General features: G+C 61.3%; 24 protein-coding genes and 1 tRNA gene. 16 read left to right on the forward strand and 9 right to left on the reverse strand.

Annotation, left to right across the window (positions count from 1 at the left end):
- Positions 1-7 precede the first annotated feature (7 nt).
- A complete protein-coding gene (locus RZS28_RS14415) occupies positions 8-379 on the reverse strand; it encodes a hypothetical protein (RefSeq protein WP_407338429.1) in 372 nt (123 codons plus the stop codon).
- Positions 376-957, reverse strand: a complete 582-nt coding sequence (locus tag RZS28_RS14420) for a hypothetical protein (protein WP_407338430.1) — start codon at positions 955-957, stop codon at positions 376-378. Before RZS28_RS14420 ends, RZS28_RS14415 begins: the two co-directional genes overlap by 4 nt.
- Before the next feature lie 237 nt (positions 958-1,194).
- Between RZS28_RS14420 and RZS28_RS14425 the strand changes: the two genes are divergently transcribed.
- The 4 genes from RZS28_RS14425 to RZS28_RS14440 all read left to right on the forward strand — a co-directional run bounded on the left by RZS28_RS14425 (position 1,195) and on the right by RZS28_RS14440 (position 2,986).
- Entirely contained in the window at positions 1,195-1,941 is a 747-nt protein-coding gene (locus tag RZS28_RS14425) for a competence/damage-inducible protein A (RefSeq protein ID WP_407338431.1), read from the forward strand.
- Positions 1,942-1,947: 6 nt separating this feature from the next.
- On the forward strand, positions 1,948-2,466 hold the full coding sequence (gpt, locus tag RZS28_RS14430; protein WP_407338432.1) for a xanthine phosphoribosyltransferase: 519 nt from the start codon (positions 1,948-1,950) through the stop codon (positions 2,464-2,466).
- Positions 2,467-2,558: 92 nt separating this feature from the next.
- Positions 2,559-2,644: transfer RNA gene (locus RZS28_RS14435), tRNA-Leu, on the forward strand.
- 126 nt (positions 2,645-2,770) lie between these two features.
- Positions 2,771-2,986: a hypothetical protein gene (locus RZS28_RS14440; protein ID WP_407338433.1), complete on the forward strand. Its 216-nt coding sequence runs from the start codon at positions 2,771-2,773 to the stop codon at positions 2,984-2,986.
- Positions 2,987-3,067: 81 nt separating this feature from the next.
- Here RZS28_RS14440 and RZS28_RS14445 read toward each other — a convergent pair whose 3' ends face one another.
- Positions 3,068-3,943 carry an NADPH-dependent oxidoreductase gene (locus tag RZS28_RS14445; protein ID WP_407338434.1) on the reverse strand — a complete coding sequence of 292 codons (876 nt, stop codon included), beginning with the start codon at positions 3,941-3,943 and terminating at the stop codon, positions 3,068-3,070.
- Between the two features lie 621 nt (positions 3,944-4,564).
- Here RZS28_RS14445 and ldtR point away from each other — a divergent pair.
- From ldtR to RZS28_RS14485, 8 genes are all read left to right on the forward strand, one after another.
- Positions 4,565-5,077: a transcriptional regulator LdtR gene (ldtR, locus tag RZS28_RS14450; RefSeq protein ID WP_407338435.1), complete on the forward strand. Its 513-nt coding sequence runs from the start codon at positions 4,565-4,567 to the stop codon at positions 5,075-5,077.
- A gap of 468 nt (positions 5,078-5,545) precedes the next feature.
- Positions 5,546-6,919, forward strand: a complete 1,374-nt coding sequence (locus RZS28_RS14455; RefSeq protein ID WP_407338436.1) for a murein L,D-transpeptidase — start codon at positions 5,546-5,548, stop codon at positions 6,917-6,919.
- 273 nt (positions 6,920-7,192) lie between these two features.
- A complete protein-coding gene (gene glyA, locus RZS28_RS14460) occupies positions 7,193-8,497 on the forward strand; it encodes a serine hydroxymethyltransferase (RefSeq protein WP_407338437.1) in 1,305 nt (434 codons plus the stop codon).
- A gap of 31 nt (positions 8,498-8,528) precedes the next feature.
- Positions 8,529-9,047: a transcriptional regulator NrdR gene (nrdR, locus tag RZS28_RS14465; RefSeq protein WP_407338438.1), complete on the forward strand. Its 519-nt coding sequence runs from the start codon at positions 8,529-8,531 to the stop codon at positions 9,045-9,047.
- Complete coding sequence (gene ribD, locus RZS28_RS14470) at positions 9,044-10,156, forward strand: bifunctional diaminohydroxyphosphoribosylaminopyrimidine deaminase/5-amino-6-(5-phosphoribosylamino)uracil reductase RibD (RefSeq protein ID WP_407338440.1); 1,113 nt, start codon at positions 9,044-9,046, stop codon at positions 10,154-10,156. The genes nrdR and ribD overlap by 4 nt, the downstream gene beginning before the upstream one ends.
- A 2-nt stretch (positions 10,157-10,158) precedes the next feature.
- A complete protein-coding gene (locus RZS28_RS14475) occupies positions 10,159-10,773 on the forward strand; it encodes a riboflavin synthase (RefSeq protein ID WP_407338441.1) in 615 nt (204 codons plus the stop codon).
- Between the two features lie 140 nt (positions 10,774-10,913).
- On the forward strand, positions 10,914-11,144 hold the full coding sequence (locus tag RZS28_RS14480) for a hypothetical protein (RefSeq protein WP_407338442.1): 231 nt from the start codon (positions 10,914-10,916) through the stop codon (positions 11,142-11,144).
- A complete protein-coding gene (locus tag RZS28_RS14485; RefSeq protein ID WP_407338443.1) occupies positions 11,141-11,434 on the forward strand; it encodes a type II toxin-antitoxin system RelE/ParE family toxin in 294 nt (97 codons plus the stop codon). The genes RZS28_RS14480 and RZS28_RS14485 overlap by 4 nt, the downstream gene beginning before the upstream one ends.
- Before the next feature lie 63 nt (positions 11,435-11,497).
- Here RZS28_RS14485 and RZS28_RS14490 read toward each other — a convergent pair whose 3' ends face one another.
- On the reverse strand, positions 11,498-11,887 hold the full coding sequence (locus tag RZS28_RS14490) for a hypothetical protein (protein ID WP_407338444.1): 390 nt from the start codon (positions 11,885-11,887) through the stop codon (positions 11,498-11,500).
- A 303-nt stretch (positions 11,888-12,190) separates the two neighbouring features.
- On the opposite strand from RZS28_RS14490, the gene RZS28_RS14495 reads away from it, so the two are divergent.
- Together RZS28_RS14495 and RZS28_RS14500 are read left to right on the forward strand one after the other, a co-directional pair.
- Positions 12,191-12,709, forward strand: coding sequence for an Hsp20/alpha crystallin family protein (locus RZS28_RS14495; protein ID WP_407338445.1), 519 nt, complete (start codon positions 12,191-12,193; stop codon positions 12,707-12,709).
- A 181-nt stretch (positions 12,710-12,890) separates the two neighbouring features.
- Positions 12,891-13,166 (forward strand): DUF4242 domain-containing protein, encoded by a 276-nt coding sequence (locus RZS28_RS14500; protein WP_407338446.1) that lies wholly within the window; start codon positions 12,891-12,893, stop codon positions 13,164-13,166.
- A gap of 4 nt (positions 13,167-13,170) precedes the next feature.
- On the opposite strand, the gene RZS28_RS14505 is transcribed toward RZS28_RS14500, so the two are convergent.
- The gene (locus RZS28_RS14505) at positions 13,171-15,177 is read right to left on the reverse strand and encodes an acetyl-CoA carboxylase biotin carboxylase subunit (protein WP_407338447.1); all 2,007 of its coding nucleotides are present in this window, start codon (positions 15,175-15,177) and stop codon (positions 13,171-13,173) included.
- A gap of 307 nt (positions 15,178-15,484) precedes the next feature.
- Here RZS28_RS14505 and RZS28_RS14510 point away from each other — a divergent pair, with 307 nt between their 5' ends.
- Positions 15,485-17,665 (forward strand): TonB-dependent receptor, encoded by a 2,181-nt coding sequence (locus tag RZS28_RS14510; protein WP_407338448.1) that lies wholly within the window; start codon positions 15,485-15,487, stop codon positions 17,663-17,665.
- 26 nt (positions 17,666-17,691) lie between these two features.
- Here RZS28_RS14510 and RZS28_RS14515 read toward each other — a convergent pair whose 3' ends face one another.
- Both RZS28_RS14515 and RZS28_RS14520 read right to left on the reverse strand, forming a co-directional pair.
- Positions 17,692-19,224, reverse strand: a complete 1,533-nt coding sequence (locus RZS28_RS14515) for an acyl-CoA carboxylase subunit beta (protein ID WP_407338449.1) — start codon at positions 19,222-19,224, stop codon at positions 17,692-17,694.
- The gene (locus RZS28_RS14520) at positions 19,221-19,562 is read right to left on the reverse strand and encodes a hypothetical protein (protein ID WP_407338450.1); all 342 of its coding nucleotides are present in this window, start codon (positions 19,560-19,562) and stop codon (positions 19,221-19,223) included. The genes RZS28_RS14515 and RZS28_RS14520 overlap by 4 nt, the downstream gene beginning before the upstream one ends.
- A 111-nt stretch (positions 19,563-19,673) precedes the next feature.
- Between RZS28_RS14520 and RZS28_RS14525 the strand changes: the two genes are divergently transcribed.
- Positions 19,674-20,072 (forward strand): DUF4260 domain-containing protein, encoded by a 399-nt coding sequence (locus RZS28_RS14525; protein WP_407338451.1) that lies wholly within the window; start codon positions 19,674-19,676, stop codon positions 20,070-20,072.
- A 22-nt stretch (positions 20,073-20,094) separates the two neighbouring features.
- Here RZS28_RS14525 and RZS28_RS14530 read toward each other — a convergent pair whose 3' ends face one another.
- The gene (locus RZS28_RS14530) at positions 20,095-20,658 is read right to left on the reverse strand and encodes an HdeD family acid-resistance protein (protein ID WP_407338452.1); all 564 of its coding nucleotides are present in this window, start codon (positions 20,656-20,658) and stop codon (positions 20,095-20,097) included.
- 279 nt (positions 20,659-20,937) lie between these two features.
- Positions 20,938-21,753, reverse strand: a complete 816-nt coding sequence (locus RZS28_RS14535; RefSeq protein WP_407338453.1) for an ATP12 family chaperone protein — start codon at positions 21,751-21,753, stop codon at positions 20,938-20,940.
- Positions 21,754-21,804 lie beyond the last annotated feature (51 nt).

Consider the following 21,804-nt stretch of genomic DNA (forward strand, 5'->3'; position numbering starts at 1 on the left):
CTGCGGGTCATGTCTCGCCCACTCTGGCGCGTTTTCGCGCCTCCTGCTCCTCGACCCAGGTCGAGACGGTGTCGATGAGCCTGATCGCCCCAGGCATCCGGCCATAGGCGTCGCGCTGGGCGTCGGTCGCGGGTTCAAGCGTGCGCCACCATTCGATCAGTTGCTTGATGAGCGCTCGGGCCGACAAGTCCGCCGGCGCGCAGCCCGGATCGCCGGCGACGCAGAAGCTTTTTTCTACGTCCTGGACGCAGGACAGAATGTAGTTTCTGTCCTCGGGGCTGAACGGCAGCGGGCCGTCCGGGGCGCGCCGCACCATCCGTAATTCGCTGAGCTCGGGAATATAGTCTTTCACAGGAGTCGCGCTTTCAGCGTCGCTCAAGCGCCGTCGTGCGCCGGACGAAGACTTTCCTCGAGCCTCTCGGCCGCAAGATTGAGAGCTTCGGCGTTGCGGCGAAGCCGGGCGGCGAGTTCCGCGAAAATCGGGTCGGCCGGGTCGAGCGCCCGCTTTTTCGCGATCGCTTCGGAAACCGCCGGATTGGGGAATTCCTTGGCCAAGGCCGCTCGCCAGTCCTCGCCATGGAGAAGCTCCATGGCCTCCCTCAGGCGATCCTGCAGGTGACCGGCCGGCTCGCCCGCAGCGACCGGCTCGGCCTGGGGCCGAGCCTCGCGCAGGCGCGTGTCCGGCTCGTCCAATTCCTGCGCGGCGTCCGCGAGCCGCGTGATTTCCGGAAACACCGCGCGGAGCGCCTCGGCGCTCGAAAAAGGGATGAGCCACGACCGCCTGTCGGCGCGCCACTTGGCTTTGGGCATCCAGCGCAGGAGACGATTGAGCGCCTCGCTATAGCCGGCTGCGATGACGATTCCCTCATCCGCGACTTTGACCCAGGGCGTTTGCGGAAAAGGATGCTTGGCAAGAGCCTCGCGGGCGTCTTGCTCGGCGGTTGTTTCAGGCGGCATGATCTGATCTCGCCCTCGAGCCGGCGCGAGTCCTCAGGTGAATTTCTGCGCGGCGGAGCCCGCGCGTCCAGCTTGACTATGCGGCGAGAGGGACTCCACGTCAAAGCCGTTTTGCGCTGCAAGCGGAAGGGGCGGCGTCGGGCCTGCCCGTGACGCCTGGAGTGGGAGACGCTCCTCGCGCTCGAAAAAGTCGAATTCCGCCTGCTTTCGTGGTAGCAAATGTCGGGGAGAACGACCATGACGCAAGCGGCTTCCGTGACGGCGGCGATCCTCGTCATCGGCGACGAGATCCTGTCCGGGCGCACAAAGGACAAGAATATCGGCTATATCGCCGATTATCTTACCAAGATCGGCATCGATCTTCGTGAGGTGCGCGTCGTTGCGGATGTCAAGGCCGACATTGTCGCCGCCGTCAACGCCTTGCGCGCGCGCTACAATTACCTGTTCACGACCGGCGGGATAGGCCCTACGCATGACGATGTCACCGCCGAAGCGATCGGCGCCGCCTTGGGCGTCGAGATCGTCGAGGACCCGCGCGCCATCGCGCTTTTGCTGGAGCGGATCAAGCCGGAGGATCTGAACGAGGCGCGCCGGCGCATGGCGCGAATCCCCCAAGGCGCCGAGCTTGTTGAGAACAAGATATCGAAGGCCCCCGGTTTCTGGATCGGCAATGTCATCGTCATGGCCGGCGTGCCCACGATCATGCAAGCCATGCTGGACGAGGTTGCGCCGCGGCTGGCGACCGGCGCGCGCATGGTCGCCGAGACCGTCTCGGCCGGCGGCCTGCCCGAGGGCGCCTATGCGGCCGCGCTCGGCGAAGTCGCTTCCGCCAATCCGGAGCTTTCGATCGGCTCCTATCCGTCCTTTCGCGACGGCCGGTTCCACAATGAGATCGTCGTTCGCGGCAGGGATCCGATGCGGGTCGGCGACGTCGCGGCGGCGATCAACGCCCTTGTGTCGCGCCTCGCCCAACGGCGAGCGTAACGCCAGATGCAGACTCCTCCGACGCAGAAGAACCCATCTGTGGAAAAAGCCTTTCATGTGTCCTGGGATCAATTCCATCGCGACGCCCGGGCGCTCGCCTGGCGCTTGAGCGGCGCGGCGCCTTTCGTCGGCGTGGTGGCGATCACGAGGGGCGGGCTCGTGCCGGCCGCGATCGTCGCGCGCGAGCTCGATATGCGGATCATCGATACGTTCTGCGTCGCGAGCTATGTCGACGAGAAGGTCCAGGGCAGCGTCAAAGTCTTGAAGACCGTGTCGCCCGAGCTTGGGCGCAAGGACGGCGAAGGCCTTCTCGTCATTGATGATCTTGTCGACACAGGCGCGACCGTGAAACTCGTCCGCTCGCTCTTGCCGAAGGCGCATGTCGCGACCGTTTACGCCAAGCCGCTCGGACGTCCTCTTGTCGATACGTTCATCACCGAAGTTTCGCAGGATACCTGGATTTATTTTCCCTGGGACCTGGGCCTGAGTTTTCAGGCGCCGATCGCCCAGTCAGAGCGCGGCTGAAGTCGGCGCGCTTGTATGGCGCGCCCGGCGCCGTTAAAGCCGTTGCTTAAGCCGAGGGGCGGGAAGATCCGGCGGTTCCGGCGCCTCGAGACGCGGACGTGGCGAAACAGGTAGACGCAAGGGACTTAAAATCCCTCGACCTTAGGTCATACGGGTTCGATTCCCGTCGTCCGCACCAAACTAAAATCAATTCCATCCAAGGCGCCTCCGATCCTCGCTTCTATTTTTGGCCCGGGCCCTGCGGGAACGCCATTGGTCTGCGGGCGTTTCTTGGCATCCAAGTTGACGACGTCAGGAGACGAACATGGGATTGCGCGATGTCATGCGTGGAGTGTGGAATGGCCCTCGCGGCGAGCCGCAGACCGGAGCGAGCAGTGGGAAGGGCGGGATGTCGCGAATAATGATGGCGATTCTCGCCTTCTTTGCCTACAAGGCGTTCACCCGCGGCGGCGGTCAGGCCCCGCCGAACGATCCGACCCTCCCTCCCGAATCGGGTCCGCCTCCGCGCCGCTGGCTTTAGCGCAGGAGAGGCGCGAGCGCAGGCTATGGTGTGAACTTGCGCTCGCCGCGCGCGTCGCCATAACCGGGGCAGGCGGGCCAGTCACCGCAAGCCGAACCCGAGCTTGTGCAGCGCCTCTGAGAGCCGGTCTCGGCCCTTCAGAGACCCCGCCGATTTGACCCGATCGAGCGCTTGCTGCGTCCAGGCGATTTCGGCCATCCCTTGGGCTTTTTGAAATTTCCGAATCTCCTGGTCGTAGGCTTCTAGCGCCTGCGCCGGACTCTCCGAATTGTAGCGTTCCTTGTGCAGCACCAGGCTTTGCGGCAGGCGCGGCTTGACGCCGCTCGCAGCGGCTTCGTCAGGATAGCCGAGGCACAAGCCGAAAACGGCCAGCACATTTGGCGGCAGGCCGAGTTCCGCCGCGACCTCCACCGGCTTGTTGCGGATGGCGCCGATATAGACCGATCCGAGCCCGAGCGATTCCGCGGCGACGACCGCGTTTTGCGCGGCGAGCGCGGCGTCGATCACGGCGACGAGCAGGCTTTCGAGATATTCATGCGCCTCGGCGTGCAGGCCGTGATCTTGCGCAATGCGATCGAGACGGGAAAGATCAGCGAGGAACACGAGGAGCAACGGGGTTTGCTCGACGTGCTTTTGATTTCCGGCGAGCGCTGCGAGGCGCAATTTGCGGTCCTTGTCCTCGACCGCGACGACGCTCCAGGCCTGGAGGTTCGACGAGGTCGCAGCCGATTGCGCCGCGGCGACGATCAGTTCGAGCGCGCCTTGCGGCAAGGGCGCCGGAAGATAGCCGCGCACCGAGCGATGCGCCAAAATGCCGGCGAGCGTGTCGTTCCAATAGGGCGGCAGGCCTGGTTTGTCGTCGCCGTAGCGGGCCTGGAGAAGAGCGGCGATTTCATCGCGCGCTTGCGAAGGAAGCTTATCTACGGCGTCGAATTTGATTTTTGGGGCAATCATCATTGCGTGGCTCCGTCCGCGTTCGCCGGCTGAATCACTGCCGCCGCTTGGTTAAAGACGAATTGTTTCGGCGGCTCCAAGAAGAAGGGCGGCGAAAAATGCTCCGGTCAACACGTGATCCCGCAAGTTGGCCCAAGCCCTGTTCAATGAAAGGCTCTCGCGAGATCGGCCAAGGGCCGCCCATGATCGATGAAGTCGGAGCAAGTCCCGAGTTAAAAAAGCCGTCGCGCGCCTTTTTCTGGCCACGATCCTTGAAGAGCTGGATCGAATCGTCGATTCCGCGGGCCCCGCGGTCTCGGTATAGTCTCTTCGGCGATTCGCGGATTGTCGATATAATAGAAAACGCGAACGTATCCCGTAAAGCTATATATGAATATAAGATGTAGTTTACCGCATGTTTAGCTTTAATACTATACATTGTGTAATAGATTAACACAATATCAACAAGTTTAGAAGCTCTTAATCGTAAAGCCTTTCTTTATTTCATGTTTGATTCACCGAGACATGTAAACCGACGATTCAGCCTATTACTTAAACTGGCTTTCACCGGTGGCTCTTATTTTCATCTCATAGAGGCGCAAAATTCAATTCGCGCCGCAATTCGAAAATATGAGGAATTGAGTCATGGTCAATGCGCTGAAGAGCGATGCGTCGCAGGCCCGAGTGGAGCGGATCGCCGAGGTTCGCCCGGTCTATCTCGAAGCCTTGACGCTGGTGGAGCGGCTTCATCGCCGCCTGCTCGACGTCATCAAGGACGAATTCGACCGGCGCGGCCGCAGCGACGTCAACTCGGTCCAGGCCTTGCTGCTCTATAATATTGGCGACAAGGAGCTGACCGCCGGCGAATTGCGCACGCGGGGATATTACCTCGGCTCCAACGTCTCCTATAATGTGAAAAAGCTCGTCGAAACCGGCTATCTTCATCACGCCCGCTCGCGCATCGATCGCCGCGCCGTCCGCATCAGCCTGACCGATAAAGGCCGCGACGTGCATGACGTCGTCGCCGGCCTCTATGACAAGCATGTCACCACGGTCGAGCAAATCGGCGGCATCGCCTCCGATGAGTTTGCTCGGCTCAACCAATCGCTGGTTCGGCTGGAGCGGTTCTGGACCGACCAGATAAGGTTCAGGCTCTAAATGGAAATCGACCGGCTCTGTCCCCCCTCGTGACAGTATAAGCAAAGCAATGTTCCGAGTTTCGCTTCGAAAGGGATCGGCTTGGACTTGCCGAGTCCGGATTTGGAGGGACGGGCGACCGGCCTGTTCCAACGGCCGGCGTCACGCAGACGACATTATCCAGTCATCATTGAGAGCGCTTGACCCAAATTGCGCTTGTTCGCCATAGATTCGCCGCCCTGTTTCTATCTTGTTAACCATCGTGGCCCTAACTTAAGGGAAGGGCGCTCACGCCGCTTTGACTTGCGGCCGAGCCCTGGAAATGGTCTTCCGAGTGCGACTATCGGCGCCGCTGGCGTTGAGCACAGGTCTCTTGTCAAAAGATTCTTGCAAAGGCCGATTGGCGGAAAAGGCGAGGATTTGAGGGCGCAAGGCTGGAAGGGCTAAGGTCGAAGGCGCAAGATTGGAGTTCCAAAGGTGGAGTTCAAGGTGACAACAGGTTCGCTCGGCTTGGCGCGTCGCGATGCGGCGCGCGGATCGATCTTCGCCGCTCTGCTGGCTGGCTTTGGGTTGCTTCCGTCCTTTGACGCGCTTGCGGCGCAGGGCGGCGGATTGTTTGGAGAGCAGGCGGAATGGGCTCAGCGCTATGACGCCGATCCGCGCCTCGCGATCACGCGCTCGAATACCCCGGTCCTGTCCGTGCAGACTTTCGCCGCGACCGAACAGGCGATCGAAACCTATCGTCAGATCGTCGCGGACGGCGGCTGGGGCATGGTTCCGGCTGGGCATGTGCTGAAGCTCGGCGTCAGCGGTCCGGCGGTGGTCGCGCTGAGAAAGCGGCTTGCGGCGTCGGGAGATCTTGATCCCTCCGTCGGAGGTTCGCCGATTTTCGATTCCTACGTCGACGCCGGGGTCAAGCATTTCCAGGCGCGGCATGGCCTCACGGAGACGGGGGTCGTCTCGAAGGAAACCTTCGCCGCGCTCAATGTGCCGGCCGACGTCAGATTGCGGCAGCTTGAGGTCAATCTCGTTCGTCTGCGCTCCTATTCCGGTAATCTCGGCGAACGATTCGTCATGGCCAATATTCCGGCCATGGCGGTCGAGACGGTCGAGAACGGCGTGGTCGCGACGCGTCATAACGCAGGCGTCGGCAAGATCGACCGCCAGTCGCCGGTCATGATGACCAAGGCGATCGACATCAACTTCAATCCCTATTGGACGGTGCCGGCCTCGATCATTCGCAAGGATCTGATCCCGCGCATGCAGAAGGACGCAAATTATCTGAACGACCACAAGATCCGAATCTTCAACAAGGAAGGCCAGGAGCTGCAGTCGGATCAAGTCAATTGGAATTCGCTCGAGGCGGTCAATTACAAATTTCGCCAGGATCCGGGCGGCGACGTGAATTCGCTTGGCGTCGTGCGCATCAACATCAATAATCCTTACGGCGTCTATATGCACGACACGCCCGAGAAGGGAATTTTCGGGGATGACGATCGTTTCGTGTCGTCCGGCTGCATCCGCGTCCAGAATGTTCGCGATTATGTGACCTGGCTGCTCAAGGATACGCCCGGCTGGGACCGCGAGCATATCGACGAGGCGATTCGGTCCGGGCAACGCATCGACGCCAAGATTGCGACACAGGTCCCAGTCTATTGGGTCTATATCACCGCCTGGGCCACGCCCGAAGGACTCGCACAGTTCCGCGAGGATATTTATCAGCGCGATGGTTTTGGCCCCCTCGCCGCCGACAATGCTTCGACGACGGCGACGGCGACGATCCCGCAAGCGATACAGTCGTCGCCGCAACGCGCGCTCAGCGCGAGGAGCCAAGTGCTCGAGCCCATGCGCGACGAAGAATAACGCCGCTTTTTGGAGCGCGCCGATGGGCGAATAGACGCGGCCTCGACGCGCGCCTCGCGTCGGGTTGAGTTCGAACGGCGGGCGCGAAGAAAAAAGCGGCGATTCGCGCCAAAACAGGCCCAAAGAGCGCGAAGGCAGCTATCTTGCCGCTTTCACTCCGGTCGGTTGGCATGCTAAGGCCAATCCTATTCACAAGCCTCACAAGCCGGGCGGTTCGCTGAGCCTATCCGAGCCGTTAAGCTCGCGCCCGGCATTTTCACAGGAGCTCCTGTAATGAGCCAATCCAACGCCGAAACCGGCGGGCCCGCTCCCAATTCTTTTTTCGCGGCGAGCCTTGCGGAGGCCGATCCAGAGATCGCCAAGGCGGTCGAGCTGGAGCTTGGTCGTCAGCAACATGAGATCGAGCTGATCGCTTCGGAAAACATCGTCTCGAAAGCCGTGCTCGAGGCGCAAGGCTCGGTCCTGACCAATAAATACGCCGAGGGCTACCCCGGCCGGCGCTATTATGGGGGATGCCAATTCGTCGATATCGCTGAAAATCTGGCGATCGACCGCGCGAAGAGGCTATTCGATTGCGGATTCGCCAATGTGCAGCCGAATTCCGGCAGCCAGGCCAATCAGGCGGTTTTCCTCGCCTTGCTGCAGCCGGGCGACACGTTCCTCGGGCTCGACCTCGCGGCGGGCGGACATTTGACGCATGGCTCGGCGGTCAATCTGTCCGGCCGCTGGTTCAAGCCGGTCGCCTATGGAGTGCGCCGGGATGATCATCTCATTGACATAGACGCCGTCGCGCGCCTCGCCGAAGAGCATAAGCCGAAGCTTATCCTCGCCGGCGGCTCCGGCTATCCGCGACATTGGGATTTCGCCGCCTTCCGCAAGATCGCCGATTCGGTCGGCGCCTATTTCTTCGTCGATATGGCGCATTTCGCTGGGCTCGTCGCCGGCGGCGTCCATCCCTCGCCCTTCCCGCACGCCCATGTCGTCACCACAACGACGCACAAGACCTTGCGCGGCCCGCGCGGCGGCATGGTCCTGACCAATGACGAAGCCATCGCCAAGAAGATCAATTCGGCGGTCTTTCCGGGGCTGCAAGGCGGTCCGCTCATGCATGTCATCGCCGCCAAGGCGGTCGCCTTCGGCGAGGCGCTGAAGCCGGACTTCAAGGTTTACGCGCGTCAGGTCGTCGATAACGCCAAGGCGCTCGCCGCCACCCTCAAGGATAAAGGCTTTGACCTTGCGTCCGGCGGCACCGACAACCATCTCATGCTGGTCGATTTGCGGCCGAAGCAGCTCACCGGCAAGGCGGCGGAAGCCGCGCTCGGGCGCGCTTCGATCACCTGCAACAAGAATGGCGTTCCCTTCGACACCGCGAGCCCGATGGTGACGTCGGGCATCAGGCTCGGCGCTCCGGCGGCGACCTCGCGCGGCTTCGGCGTCGCCGAGTTCAAGAAAGTCGGCGAATTGATCGCCGAAACCTTGGACGGCTTGGCCAAGAACGGCGATGCTGGAAATGGCGCGGTCGAAGCCAAGGTCAAGGCTGAAGCCGTCGAATTGACCAAACGCTTCCCCATATATTGAGGGAGCGGCCACTCGCTGAGGCAAAGCCGCCATGCGATGCCCTTATTGCGGCAGTCTCGAAACCCAGGTGAAGGACTCCCGGCCGACGGATGATTCCTCGTCCATCCGCCGCCGGCGAGTCTGCCCCGATTGCGGAGGACGCTTCACCACTTTCGAGCGCGTGCAATTGCGGGAATTGACGGTCTTGAAGAAATCCGGCCGGCGGGTTCCGTTCGAGCGCGAAAAGCTGATGCGCTCGCTTGAGGTCGCCTTGCGCAAGCGCCCGGTCGAGCCCGAGCGGGTCGAGCGCATGGTCAATGGAATTGTGCGCCAGCTCGAAAGCCAGGGCGAAAACGAAATCCCGAGCGAACGGATCGGCGAGCTCGTCATGGAGGGGCTGCGCGCGCTCGACAGCGTCGCCTATGTGCGTTTCGCCTCGGTCTATCGTAATTTTCGCGAGGCGCGCGATTTCAATACTTTGATCGACGAACTTGCGAATGGCGCCCTTGTGGCGCCGGAAGAGGACACGGGCCAGCCGCCGACAAAGGCGCGCTCGCCGAGCCGGGCATGATCAATCCTGAGACTGACGCGCGTTTCATGGCGGCGGCGATCGCGCTTGGCCGGCGCGGGCTTGGCCTTTGCGCGCCCAACCCTGCCGTCGGCGCCCTGATCGTCAAGGATGGAGTCATTCTGGCCCGCGGCTGGACCAAGCCCGGCGGACGCCCCCATGCGGAAACCGAAGCCTTGGGCGCGGCGGGAGCGCGCGCGCGCGGCGCGACCATTTATGTCACCTTGGAGCCCTGCAGCCATCATGGCGTGACGCCGCCTTGCACGGATGCGATCATCGCCGCCAAGATCGCGCGAGTGGTCTACGCTATTTCCGATCCGGATCCGCGCGTCGCCGGACGCGGCCATAAATTATTGTCCGACGCCGGCATCGAGGTGACGAAAGGCGTGCTTGTGGAAGAAGCGCGCCGCGCCAATCTCGGCCATATTTTGCGCGTCTCGCATAAGCGCCCGCTGGTCGCCCTGAAGCTTGCCTTGACGGCGGACGGCTATGCGGCCGGGCCAAGCCATGAGCCGCGTCTCGCCATTACTGGGCCGCACGCGAATGGACTCGTCCACATCATGCGCTCGATGCATGACGCCATAATGGTCGGAGGCGGGACGATCGCCGCCGACGATCCTTTGCTGAATGTGCGGCTTCCGGGGCTCGATGCGCGTAAGCCCTTGCGCGTGGCGCTTGACAGCGACCTCCGCCTATCCGTGAAGTCTCGCCTCGTCGCGACCGCCAAATCGCATCCGACGCTTGTCATAGCCGGGGCAGGGGCGTCGGAGGCGCTCGCCTCGCGTCTGCGCAACGAAAAAGTCGAGGTCGCCTATGTGCGCCGCGATCAGGCGCGGCGCGTCGATCTTGCCGCCGCGCTCGAGCATTTGGGCGGGCGGGGCGTGACGCGCGCGTTCAGCGAGGGCGGCCCGCGCATCGCATCGGGCTTGATCCGGCAAGGTCTCGCCGATGAGGTCATCATCCTCACCGCGGAAAAACCGTTCGGGCGTGAAGGCCTTGCGGGTCTCGACCCCGCGGCCGCGGCGGCGCTCGGCGATCCGTCCCGCTACGTCAAGGTCGAGACGCGGCGGATCGGCGACGATCGGCTGACCCGCTACGAAAAGGCTCCCTAGAAATGTTCACTGGTCTCGTGAGCGATGTCGGCGAGGTGGGGCGGATCGAACCGCGCGGCGAGCTTTTCCGCGCGCGAATCCTTTGCTCTTACCTCCCAGAGACAATCGCGCTTGGCGCCTCGATCGCCTGCGGCGGTCCCTGCCTGACCGTGGTCGGGGTCGGCGCGAGCGGCGAGCGTACCTGGTTCGAGGTTGACGTCGCGGCCGAAACCTTGGCGCGAACCAATGCGCGGGACTGGAAGCCGGGACGACGGATCAATCTCGAACGCTCATTGAAGCTCGGCGATGAACTCGGCGGCCATATCGTAACGGGCCATGTCGATGGTCTCGCCTCGATTGTCGCGATCGAGGATTTCGATGGGATGCGGCGCATCGCCTTCCGCGCGCCGAAGGAGCTTGCGCGGTTCATCGCGGAAAAAGGCTCGGTCTCGCTCGACGGCGCGTCGCTCACGGTCAACAGCGTCGAGGACGATGTTTTTTCGGTGCTGCTCATCCCGCATACGCTCAAGGTCACGACCTGGGGCGAAAGGCGCATCGGCGACGACGTCAATCTCGAAGTCGACCTGATGGCCCGCTATGCGGCGAGGCTAGGGGAGAGCATCGGGCAGAAGCCGTAACGCACCCTCCAAGGGCGCATCTCCAAGAAGCCTGCGACGAAGGCTGATGGACGCCGCGCGTCTTCACGCGTGCGTCATTCGGCAAATTCGTTTAGGATAATTAGATATATACATCGAATGGGCGGGGCTATTCTTTCCTCATGACGAAGCTCTTGGACGAAGCTCTGGCGGCCGTGCGCCGCTTGCCGGCCGACGCGCAAGACGAAATCGCGCGCGCCATGCTGTCTCTGGCCGCGAGCGATGAGGTCGAGGCGGAGCCAATCGATCCCGAACATTTGGCGGATGTATTGGAGAGCTTGGCGGAGGCCCGCCGACGCGAATATGCCACAGACGCCGCAGTTGAAGCCGCGTTTCGCCGCTTTGATTTATGAGGCTGCGCTTCACGCCGCGGGCCGTTCAGAATCTCGCAGCGATCGCCGATTATATATGCGCGCATGATCCTGTCGCCGCGCAGCAGGTCCGGGCGGCGATATACGCAAGCTTCCAGCGCCTGATCATCTTTCCGTCAATAGGACGGCTGCAGCAGGCGAAAGGCGTGCGCAAGCTTACGACGCCTAAATACCCCTACCTCATCTATTACACAATTGACGAGGGAGCTGAGGAAATCATCATTTTGAATGTCAAACACGCTGCGCAAAGGCGCGAACATACGGACGCATAGCGCGACATGTCGCTACGCGAATTCTCATCCACGGGACGGCTTCGTCTGAAACCGCCCAGGCCCTCATAATTTCGCGAGCGCGGCCTCGACCAGCTCCTTGCAGCGCAGAAGCCGCTCATATTCCGCCTTATCGACCAGGATCTTTTCGGGCTCCGCCGCTGGTTCGGGCTCGCCGCCGAGCGTGAACTTGGCGGCGTTGCCGGCGTCTTGCAGCGCCATTTCGAGCTGAGAGATCCGCTCGTTCGCGCGTTCGAGATACGGCAAAGGATTGGCCAGAACCTTGGCCTCGTGCTGGGCCTCGAGGGTCGTGAGCTTCGCAAAGCGCCGCACGCTGTCGCGGTCCTTCTTGCCGAAATCATGCTCGATAATGGTCATGGCCCGCTCCACTGAAGGCCCAAACGCCGCGGCGTCCTTACGCCGCTCGACCGTGAAGAATGGCGCGACCGGCGCCATGACGCAAGAGGCCAATTGTTTGCTGCGAGGGTGATTAAAAAGAGCGACGCCGCGCCTTGGCGCCCGAAGCGGGACGAAACATCGCAGTCGCAGGTTTCCCGCCGGCCGCCTCTTGAAAGCGAAGCATCGCTCTCCAGGTTCTAAGGCGTCGGCCTTCGAAAGAGGCGGTCGGCCAAGAGCGATGCCGCGCCTTGAGCGGCGCAAGTGCTCCGGCGGGCGTGCTGCACAATCCGCATTTAAGCGCCCTGATCCTGAGCCGTTTCGGCGCTGCGCGCGTCGGCTCGAAAATCTGGAGGAGAAGTCATGAATATGCGTGATCTTATTCCCTGGACAAGGGGCTCCGAACAGGCCCCGGACTTTTATCGCGACGAAAGGTCGAGTCCTTTCTTGACGCTTCAGCGCGAGATGAATCGTCTGCTCGACGAAGCCTTTCGCGGTTTCGACGCCCCATCGCTTCTCGGAAGAAAGCATGCTTTCGCCAATATGGGCTGGCCGAAGATCGAGGTGGCGGAAACCGAGAAGGAAATTAACGTTTCGGCCGAAATCCCAGGCCTCGAGGAAAAAGACGTCGAGCTTTTGTTCAGCGACGGCAATCTGATCATACGCGGCGAAAAAAAATCCGAGATCGAAGATAAGGACCGCCAGTTCAGCGAGCGCTTCTATGGCCGGTTCGAACGCCAGATCCCGGTCGGCGTGGACATTGCCGAAGACAATATCGAGGCCTCGTTCAAGAATGGGGTTCTCAAGGTCCTCCTGCCGAAGAGCGAGCGGGCGCAGACCAAGGCGAAACGGATCGCGATCAATAATCCAACCAAGCATTGACCGATCGCACATTGCCGATCGAAATCAAATGATCCGCAGCGTCGAATGCGAGACCGTCCAATCCTGCCGCTTGAGACACAGGCGGCAGGAAGGGCGCTGCTTCTGACAAGAGCCATTTGATAGGGGCGCTCATCAACAGTATCTAATGCGAGAACGAAAGCGTGTTTAAGAGAGGGGACAGATGCCCAAATATGTGGTTGAACGCAACGTGCCAGGGGCTGGCCGGCTCAGCCGACAAGAGCTTGTTGGAATTTCGCAGAATTCCTGCGCGGTGCTGAGCGAGCTGGGGCCGAAAGTTCAATGGCTCGAAAGCTTCGTCACCGATGACAAGATCTATTGCATCTACATTGCTCCGGACGAGCGGACGGTTCTGGAGCACGCCAAACGCGGCGGTTTCCCCGCCAATCGCGTCTCGGAGGTGAAGAACCTCATCGATCCGACCACCGCCGAAGGCTGAGCTTTCACACGAATTCCAGGATCACCGCATCGACGGCGAGCGAATCGCCCTCCCTCGCGGCGATCTTTCTGATTGTCGCATCCTGCTCCGCCTGCAGGACGTTTTCCATTTTCATAGCCTCGACAATGCAGAGGGTTTCGCCGGCTTTCACCTCCTGCCCAGGGACGACGTTGATCGCCTTGACAAGTCCCGGCATCGGGCAGAGCAGCAGTTTCGAGCGGTCCGACGACCGCTTCTCCGGCATGAGCGCGGCAAGCTCCGCCTCGCGCCGCGTATAGACAAAGGCGTCGACGGCGAAGCCGCGATGCGCAAGGGCATAGCCATTTGGGACGAGCCGCACCTGGACCGCAATCTCTTCGCCGTCGATCGCGCCGGTCCAGACCGGTTGGCCCGGCGTCCAATGCGAGGCGCAGAGATGGGCGTGGCCGGTCGCCTCGAAGCGGACGAGCAGGCCCTCATCGCCATCTTCCAGCCTTATGTCATGGCGCATCTTCCCAAGCATGACAGAACGGTCGCGCTCGAAACTGACCGGGCGCGCTGTGCGCATCTGGCCGGAGATCAGCCGTTTGCGCTCATTCATGAGATGATCGATCGCGGCGGCGGCGGCGACGAAGAGATGCGCGATCTCTCCCTCGGGCGCAAGCGGCGTGAAACCGCTTGGATATTCTTGCGCGATGAAGGCCGTCGAAAGGTCTCCGGCGCGAAAGCGCGGATGGTTCATCAGAGCGGCGAGAAATGGAATGTTATGGCCGATGCCGTCGATCGCGAATTGATCGAGCGCGCGCGCCTGAGCGTCGATGGCCGCCCCGCGATCGCCCGAATGAGTCACGAGTTTCGCGATCATCGGGTCGTAATAGATCGTGATCTCGCCGCCCTCATAGACGCCGCTGTCGTTGCGAATCGTCACCCCGTCGCGATGGCCTTCGGCCGGCGGCCGGTAGGTCACAAGACGGCCGGTTGAGGGAAGAAAATTGCGCGTCGGGTCTTCCGCATAGATGCGGCTTTCGATCGCGGCTCCGCGCAAATGCACGTCCCGTTGTCGGATCGACAGGGGCTCTCCGCAAGCCACTCTGATCATCTGCTCGACAAGATCGACGCCGGTGACGAGCTCGGTCACCGGATGCTCGACCTGAAGCCGCGTGTTCATCTCGAGGAAATAGAAACTCTTGTCCTGAGCGACGATGAACTCCACCGTGCCGGCCGAATCGTAATCTACAGCCTTTGCGAGGGCGATCGCCTGTTCGCCCATCTTGCGGCGCGTCGCTTCGTCGATGAGAGGCGAGGGCGCTTCCTCGACGATCTTTTGATGGCGGCGCTGGATCGAGCATTCGCGTTCGCCGAGATGGATGACATTGCCGTGCTTGTCGCCGAGGACCTGAATTTCGATATGGCGAGGGTTGACGATGAACTTTTCTATGAAGACCCGGTCGTCGCCGAATGAGGCTTTCGCCTCGGACTTCGCGCGGGCGAAGCCGTCGGCGATTTCGTTGCGGGAAGAGGCGATGCGCATCCCCTTGCCGCCGCCGCCGGCCGAGGCCTTGATCATGACCGGATAGCCGATCTCTTCGGCGATCTCGATGGCAAAGGCCGCATCCTCGATAACGCCGAGGAATCCCGGCGCGGTCGATACTTTGGCCGCTTGAGCGAATCTCTTCGATGCGATCTTGTCGCCCATGGCCTCGATCGCCATTGGGTTCGGACCGATGAATGCAATGCCGCTTTCGAGCAGAGCCCGCGCGAAATCGGGGCGCTCCGACAGGAACCCATAGCCCGGATGCACCGCTTGCGCGCCGGTCGCCCGGCAGGCTTCGACGATCTTCTCGATGACGAGATAGGACTGGGACGCGGGCGCCGGCCCCAAGGGCAGGGCCTCGTCGGCAAGCGCGACATGCAGCGCATCCCTGTCCGCGTCCGAATAGACCGCAACCGTGGCGACGCCCATTCTGCGCGCCGTCTTGATCACCCTGCAGGCGATCTCGCCGCGATTTGCGATGAGGATCTTTTCGAACATCCAAAGCCTCAGGTTAGCCGAGCGATCGGCATGGCCGCGCCAGTCTAGCGAATCCTCGGGCCGCTTTCTTAAACTCTTTGAACTTCAGCGCGCTTGTTTGATTTAGGGCAAGCCCCAAAGGCGCGATCCTCGACCGGCAGATGAACGCAAAGGCCTGCGCTAAATTTACGTGGCCTCAGGATGCGAGCCGCGCCGCCGAATGTCGGGGTGGAGCTTGACCGTAAGAATGTAATATTATAACATTTCAGAAATGAGGGGCTGCGCCGATCGAAGGCAGCGCCGGAGTCGGCTCAAGGAGGGGTTTTCCATGCGGTTTGCCCGGCGCATGATGTTGAAAGCGGGTTTCATGGCTCTCGCCCTCGCCCTCGCCCTCGCCCCCGGACCGGCCGACGCGGCTGGTCCCGCGCCCGCGCCCGAAAATTCGGAGGATGCGGGAACCGCGCCGATCACGCTCGATACTGTGGAGGTCATCTCCAATGAGCTCGATGCGGCCAGGCTGCAAATCCAGCCGAGCCTTGGCGCCAGCACGTATAATTTCAGTCCGGAGGCTTTGCAGAACATATCACAAGGCGGGAATGCGCCTTTGAATCAGGTGCTTCTCCAAGCGCCAGGAGTCGCGCAAGACAGTTTCGGCCAGGTCCACCTGCGCGGCGAGCACGCCAATGTGCAGTTCCGCATCAATGGGGTTCAATTGCCAGAGGGCCTGTCGGTCTTCGGCCAGGCCCTGCAAACGCGTTTCGCCAATAGCATGTCATTGTTGACCGGCGCTTTGCCCGCGCAATACGGGTTTCAGACTGCTGGCGTCCTGGATATCCAAACGAAGACAGGCGTCACCAATCCGGGCCTTGCCTATTCGATGTATGGCGGCGGATTCGGCTGGCTGCAGCCAAGCTTCGAATTTGGCGGGCGCAACGGCCCTGTTGACTGGTTCTTCACCGGCGACCTCTTGCACAACGACCGCGGCATTGAAAATCCCGCTGCGAGCTTCAACGCGATTCACGATGCGACGCAGCAGCTCCACGGCTTCGCCTATATGTCCGGGATTATCGATCCCGATACGCGGGTGAGCGTGATCGGCGGCGCGTTCGACGGCAAATTTCAAATTCCGAATAATCCGGGCCAATCGCCGTCGCTTGGCTTGAATGTGAACGGCGCGACCGGATTCAATAGCAATCTGCTCAATGAAAATCAGACAGAGGCGACGCAATTCGGCATTCTTTCGCTGCAGAAGCACGTTGGCGACATCAATCTGCAGATCTCCGCCTTCGTCCGCAACAGCGCGTTGTCCTTCACTCCCGATCCGCTCGGCGATCTGTTGTTCAATGGCGTCGCGCCCTATGCGCGGCGCTCCAATATCGCCGGCGGAGTCCAGGCCGACGGAAGCTGGCGCGTCAATGACAGTCACACATTGCGCGGCGGATTCCTCGGGCAAGTGGAGCGCACGGCATACAACACCACATCCTATGTGCTGCCGGTCGATGCTACGGGCGCGCAAACGTCGAATCAGCCGTTCGGCGTTGTCGACAATGGCGGCAGGACCGGCTGTCTCTACGGGCTCTATCTACAGGATGAATGGCGCTTCTTGCCGGCGCTCACGCTGAACTATGGTCTACGTTTTGATGCAGTCGACGAATATACGCAAGAGAGCCAGCTCAGCCCACGCGTCAATCTTGTCTGGAAGCCGACCGAGACCACAACAATTCATGCCGGCTATTCGCGCTATTTCGTCCCGCCGCCTTTCGAACTTGTCTCGCCGACCACAATCAGCCTGCTCGCCAACCCGACGGCGGCGCCAACCGTCCTGCAGGATTCGACGGTCAAGGCGGAGCGCTCGAATTACTTCGATGTCGGCGTCAGTCAGGTCGTCATTCCTGGCCTGACCATTGGTCTCGACAGCTACTACAAATTGGCGAAAAATTTGATCGACGAAGGTCAGTTCGGCGCCCCCATCATCCTGTCGGCGTTCAATTACGCGAGCGCTCGCATCGCTGGCGCGGAGTTCACCATCAGCTACGACGACGGGCCTTGGTCGGCCTATGGCAATCTCGCCTATTCCCGCGCGATGGGCGTCAACATCGTGTCGTCGCAGTTCGACTTTGAGCCGGATGAACTCGCCTATATCGCGCAGAACTATATCCATCTCGACCATGACCAGACCTGGACTGGATCAGCCGGCGTTGCCTACACGTTCAATCGCGGGACCAAATATCCGACCAAGCTGTCGGTGGACTTGCTGGCGCAAAGCGGCCTGCGCGCCAGCACTCCGACCGTGCCGAACGGCGCCTCGCTGCCCGCCTATGCCGTCGTCAATGCGAGCGTCATACAGAAATTGGATCTGGGGGTCGGGCAGGGGACAGAGCTGCGTTTCGATGTGTTGAATGTCGGCGATGCGGTCTATGAAATACGGGACGGCACAGGCGTCGGCGTCGGCGCGCCGCAATATGGGATTCGCCGCACGCTCCTGGCTGGATTGACGCAGCGGTTCTGAGGGCGAACTCGCGGGCGCTCGAAGGATTACAGAGGAATATTGTCGTGCTTCTTCCAGGGATTTGCGAGCTCCTTATGGCGGAGCATGGAAAGCGCCCTGACGATGCGCTTGCGGGTTGAATGCGGCATGATGATTTCGTCTATGTAGCCGCGCTCCGCCGCGACGAAAGGCGACAGGAAGCGGGTCTCATATTCGCGCGTTCGCGCGGCGATCTTCTCGGGATCATCCATGTCCTGCCGGAAGATGATCTCGACGGCGCCCTTGGCGCCCATGACCGCGATCTGCGCCGTCGGCCAGGCGAAATTAATGTCGCCGCGCAAATGCTTTGAGGCCATCACGTCATAGGCGCCGCCATAGGCCTTGCGCGTGATGACCGTCACCTTCGGCACGGTGGCCTCGGCATAGGCGAAGAGCAGCTTGGCGCCATGCTTGATGAGCCCGCCATATTCCTGCGCGACGCCCGGAAGAAATCCCGGCACGTCGACGAAGCTGACGATCGGAATGTTGAAGCAATCGCAGAACCGCACGAAGCGCGCGCCCTTGCGTGAGGCGTCGGAATCGAGCACGCCGGCTAGGACCAGCGGCTGATTGGCGACGAAGCCGACCGTTCGGCCGTCCATGCGGCCGAAGCCGGTCACGATATTGCGTGCAAAGGCCTCCTGGATTTCGAAAAAGTCGCCTTCGTCCACCGTCTTCGCGATGAGCTCCTTTATATCGTAAGGCTTGTTGGGATTCTCCGGGGCCAGCGTGTCGAGCGAGGCGTCGATCCGTTCGGAATCGTCGAAGCTCGGCCATTCCGGAACGTCGTCCGTGTTGGACGACGGCAGGAAATCGATGAGGCGGCGCATTTGCAAAAGCGCTTCGACGTCATTGTCATAGGCGCGATCGGCGATCGCGCTTTTCACCGTGTGGATCGATGCGCCGCCCAGCTCTTCAGCGCTGACCGTCTCGTTGGTGACGGTCTTGACGACATCAGGGCCCGTCACGAACATATAGCTCGTATTGCGCACCATGAAGATGAAATCCGTCATGGCCGGGGAATAGACGTCGCCGCCGGCGCAGGGACCCATGATCACGGAAATCTGCGGAATGACCCCGGAGGACAGGACATTGCGCTGGAAAACCTCGCCATAGCCGCCGAGAGCCGCGACCCCTTCCTGGATGCGGGCGCCGCCGGAATCGAAAAGGCCGATGATCGGCGCTCGATTGCGCAGAGCCATGTCCTGCACCTTGGTGATTTTCCCGGCGTGAGTCTCGGAGAGCGAGCCGCCGAAGACGGTAAAATCCTTGGCGTAGACGAAGACCGTTCGGCCATTGACCGTGCCCCAGCCGGTCACTACGCCGTCGCCCGGCGCATGTTGCTTGTCCATCCCGAAATCGGTCGCGCGGTGCTGCACGAACATGTCGAATTCTTCGAACGAGCCGTGATCGAGCAGAAGCTCGATTCGCTCGCGGGCGGTGAGCTTGCCACGATTGTGCTGAGCCTCGATTCGCTGCTCGCCGCCGCCGCGGCGAGCCTCGGCGCGCCGCTCGTCGAGCTGTTTCAGAATATGTTTCATCGGCCCTGCTCAGATGGATGGATCGAGAAATTGGGTTCTGTTCTACCGGCTGGTACAAAATCCAAGTCCGCATCGTGGGCCGCCGCTGGTGGGCGTGTATTCTGTTCAATTTTTAGCAAGATTGCGATAGGGCCAAAAGCTATCGTTGCGGCAATAAATCCGCCAATCGCTCCGCCAATCGTATAGATAATTAATCCTAGTAAGTCTAAGTTGTTAATGCCATATCCATAGCCATAACCACCAATTTTATAGTAACCGAAAATAAAACCAACAACTGGAAAGGTGATCATCCCAAAAGAAATAGCGGCTCGCATGACTTTGATTAAGAAATTTTCCATAAGGGAACCCCCACCGTCGCGGCTCCAAACGCGCGACATGGTGACAAGTTTTAGTTCATGAACCCTCGAATCGCCAACGCTGAGAAATTCGCCTAGAAAAGGATTCAACTTATGATCATTAAGGATCCGAGTTCCGTAAACGGCGCGCCGCGTCTTTTGTTGCGGGCCGAAGGGCTTGCCGTAGCGCTCGCCTCGATCGCGGCTTTCGCCTGGAGCGGCGCATCCTGGCTGCTTTTCGCGGCGTTGATCCTCACGCCCGATCTGTCGATGCTCGGCTATCTCGCGGGACCGCGTCGCGGCGCCCTCGCCTACAACGCTGTGCACACTTATCTTGGTGCCGTCGTCCTCTTTGGCGGCACGGCCGCGCTGGCGGCGCCGATGGGCATGGCGATCGCGCTCATCTGGAGCGCGCATATCGGCGTTGACCGCGCGCTCGGCTATGGGTTGAAATACGACGACGGCTTCGGCTCCACTCACCTCGGGCGCATCGGCCGCCAGACGCAAGAATGATCGCGACAGAGACAGAAATCCGTCAGGCGATTCCGCGAAGGCTCAAGCCCAAAGCCACGATCGCGCTACCCCTCAGGATGAGATCTATCCCGATGAAAAGCCCAATCGCCCACAGGCCGGTGACGGGCCAGCCGGCGAGAAGAAGCCCGCCGAGCCCCACGCTCACCAAGCCGTCGAAAACATAGAGCCATTGGCCTTGGATGTGGGACGATAGGGCGAAGCCGATGGCGACGACGCCGGTGACTAGGAAATAGAAGGCGACGACAAGCGTAATGGCTTCGGCGCTGACCACCGGCCGGGTCACCAGGATGAAGCCGATGATTGCAAGTAGAATCGCCCACAACACATGGATGAAAAAGGCGGTCCAATAGCCAGCAAGCGAAAACGCGAAGATGAAGACAATGAAGGCTATGGCCAGGAGCAGCGCGCCAAGAAACACCATGGAAAACAGAGTTGCAGTCCTGGCCCACAAGATAGCCACGGCCCCAAGCACGGCGAGGCTCACTCCAAGCGCCACAAGCCAGCCCCAATGGGTGGTGAGGTCGCTCGGCGCTTGAGCGACAAAGACGTCAAATTGCTGTTGCATGGAGACCCCCTAATCCCGATGATGCCGATGCTTAAGAGAACTATTTCGCGCGTCTATCCGGCGCGAAGCTCCGGCAATGATCATGGCCGTTCGATCGACCTGCGGGTCGGCCTTGTCGCGCCTTCGCTCAGCCAGTTAACGCGGGAGGGTCGGTCTTGTTTCCGCTCTGCTTGCGCCTTTACTTCAAATATATTTCGGTCCCTGCGACCGAGGCTTAGGCGCACTGACAATTACGCTCGCGAAAAACCTACAAGCGGGCGGCTCTGGAGTATGGAGCCCTTAGGCCACGAGTCCCCAAAGCATCGCCGCCGCCTCCATCTCTTTCCATCGCCGCGCTCGCCGTCGCAGCGCCTCTTCGTCGGCGCCCCATATCCGCATCTGGAAATCCTCGTCGACATGCGCCGCGGCCCAGGCGTCCTCCGGCGTCAATTCGCCATGCGCGACCGCTAATGCGATCAAGGCGGAGCCTGTGAGCGTCGTCATTACATGAAGCGCGGCAAGCGCGAAGGGCGCGGCCGGCCCGCCTTGGGCGACGCGCCCGACCGCTTCCTTGAGGGCGCGACGCGCGGGCTCGGGCTGCTCGACGAAGATCACGCCTTCGGCGCATATGAAACGCGCGCCCAATCTTTCCCGCGCGAAATCGAGAACCGGGTCCCAGGCGGCGGCTTGCGCGCGCACGAGCGCTTCCGGCTCGCCTGCGCGATAGCAAACGAGATCGGAGCCGGCGAATTTGGCGATTTCATCGGCGGTGGCGCCCATCTCGCGGGCGACGCCATCGATCGTCGAATTGACGATCCGCGTCAAAGGCATGGCCAGCGGATCGATGACGTCGTCCTGACCTGCCCATTCGGCCGCAACCGCCTCCGCCGCCGCCAATGTCGGCAGGGCCAGCTTGTTCCTCGCCGGCGTCTTGGCGCCGCGGCCGTCGAGAAGCAGAACAAAAGCCCCGTTCTGCGCCTGCGCCGTCGCCTCTTTGTAGAAACGTTTGGGCAAGGCTTTCTGAAGATCGCGCCGCGCCATGGCCGCCGGGTCGATCGGCTCGCCGTCTCTTGGGGCCATCTCATTCAAGAGGGCGTCTAAGGGGTCGTCGCTCATGGTTCTTTCCGGCGCGGGCGCGCCAATCTTCATGGAATTTTCCGACGCTGC

The sequence above is a fragment of the Methylocapsa polymorpha genome (assembly GCF_045689225.1).
In the GTDB taxonomy this organism is placed as follows: Bacteria; Pseudomonadota; Alphaproteobacteria; order Rhizobiales; family Beijerinckiaceae; genus Methylocapsa; species Methylocapsa polymorpha.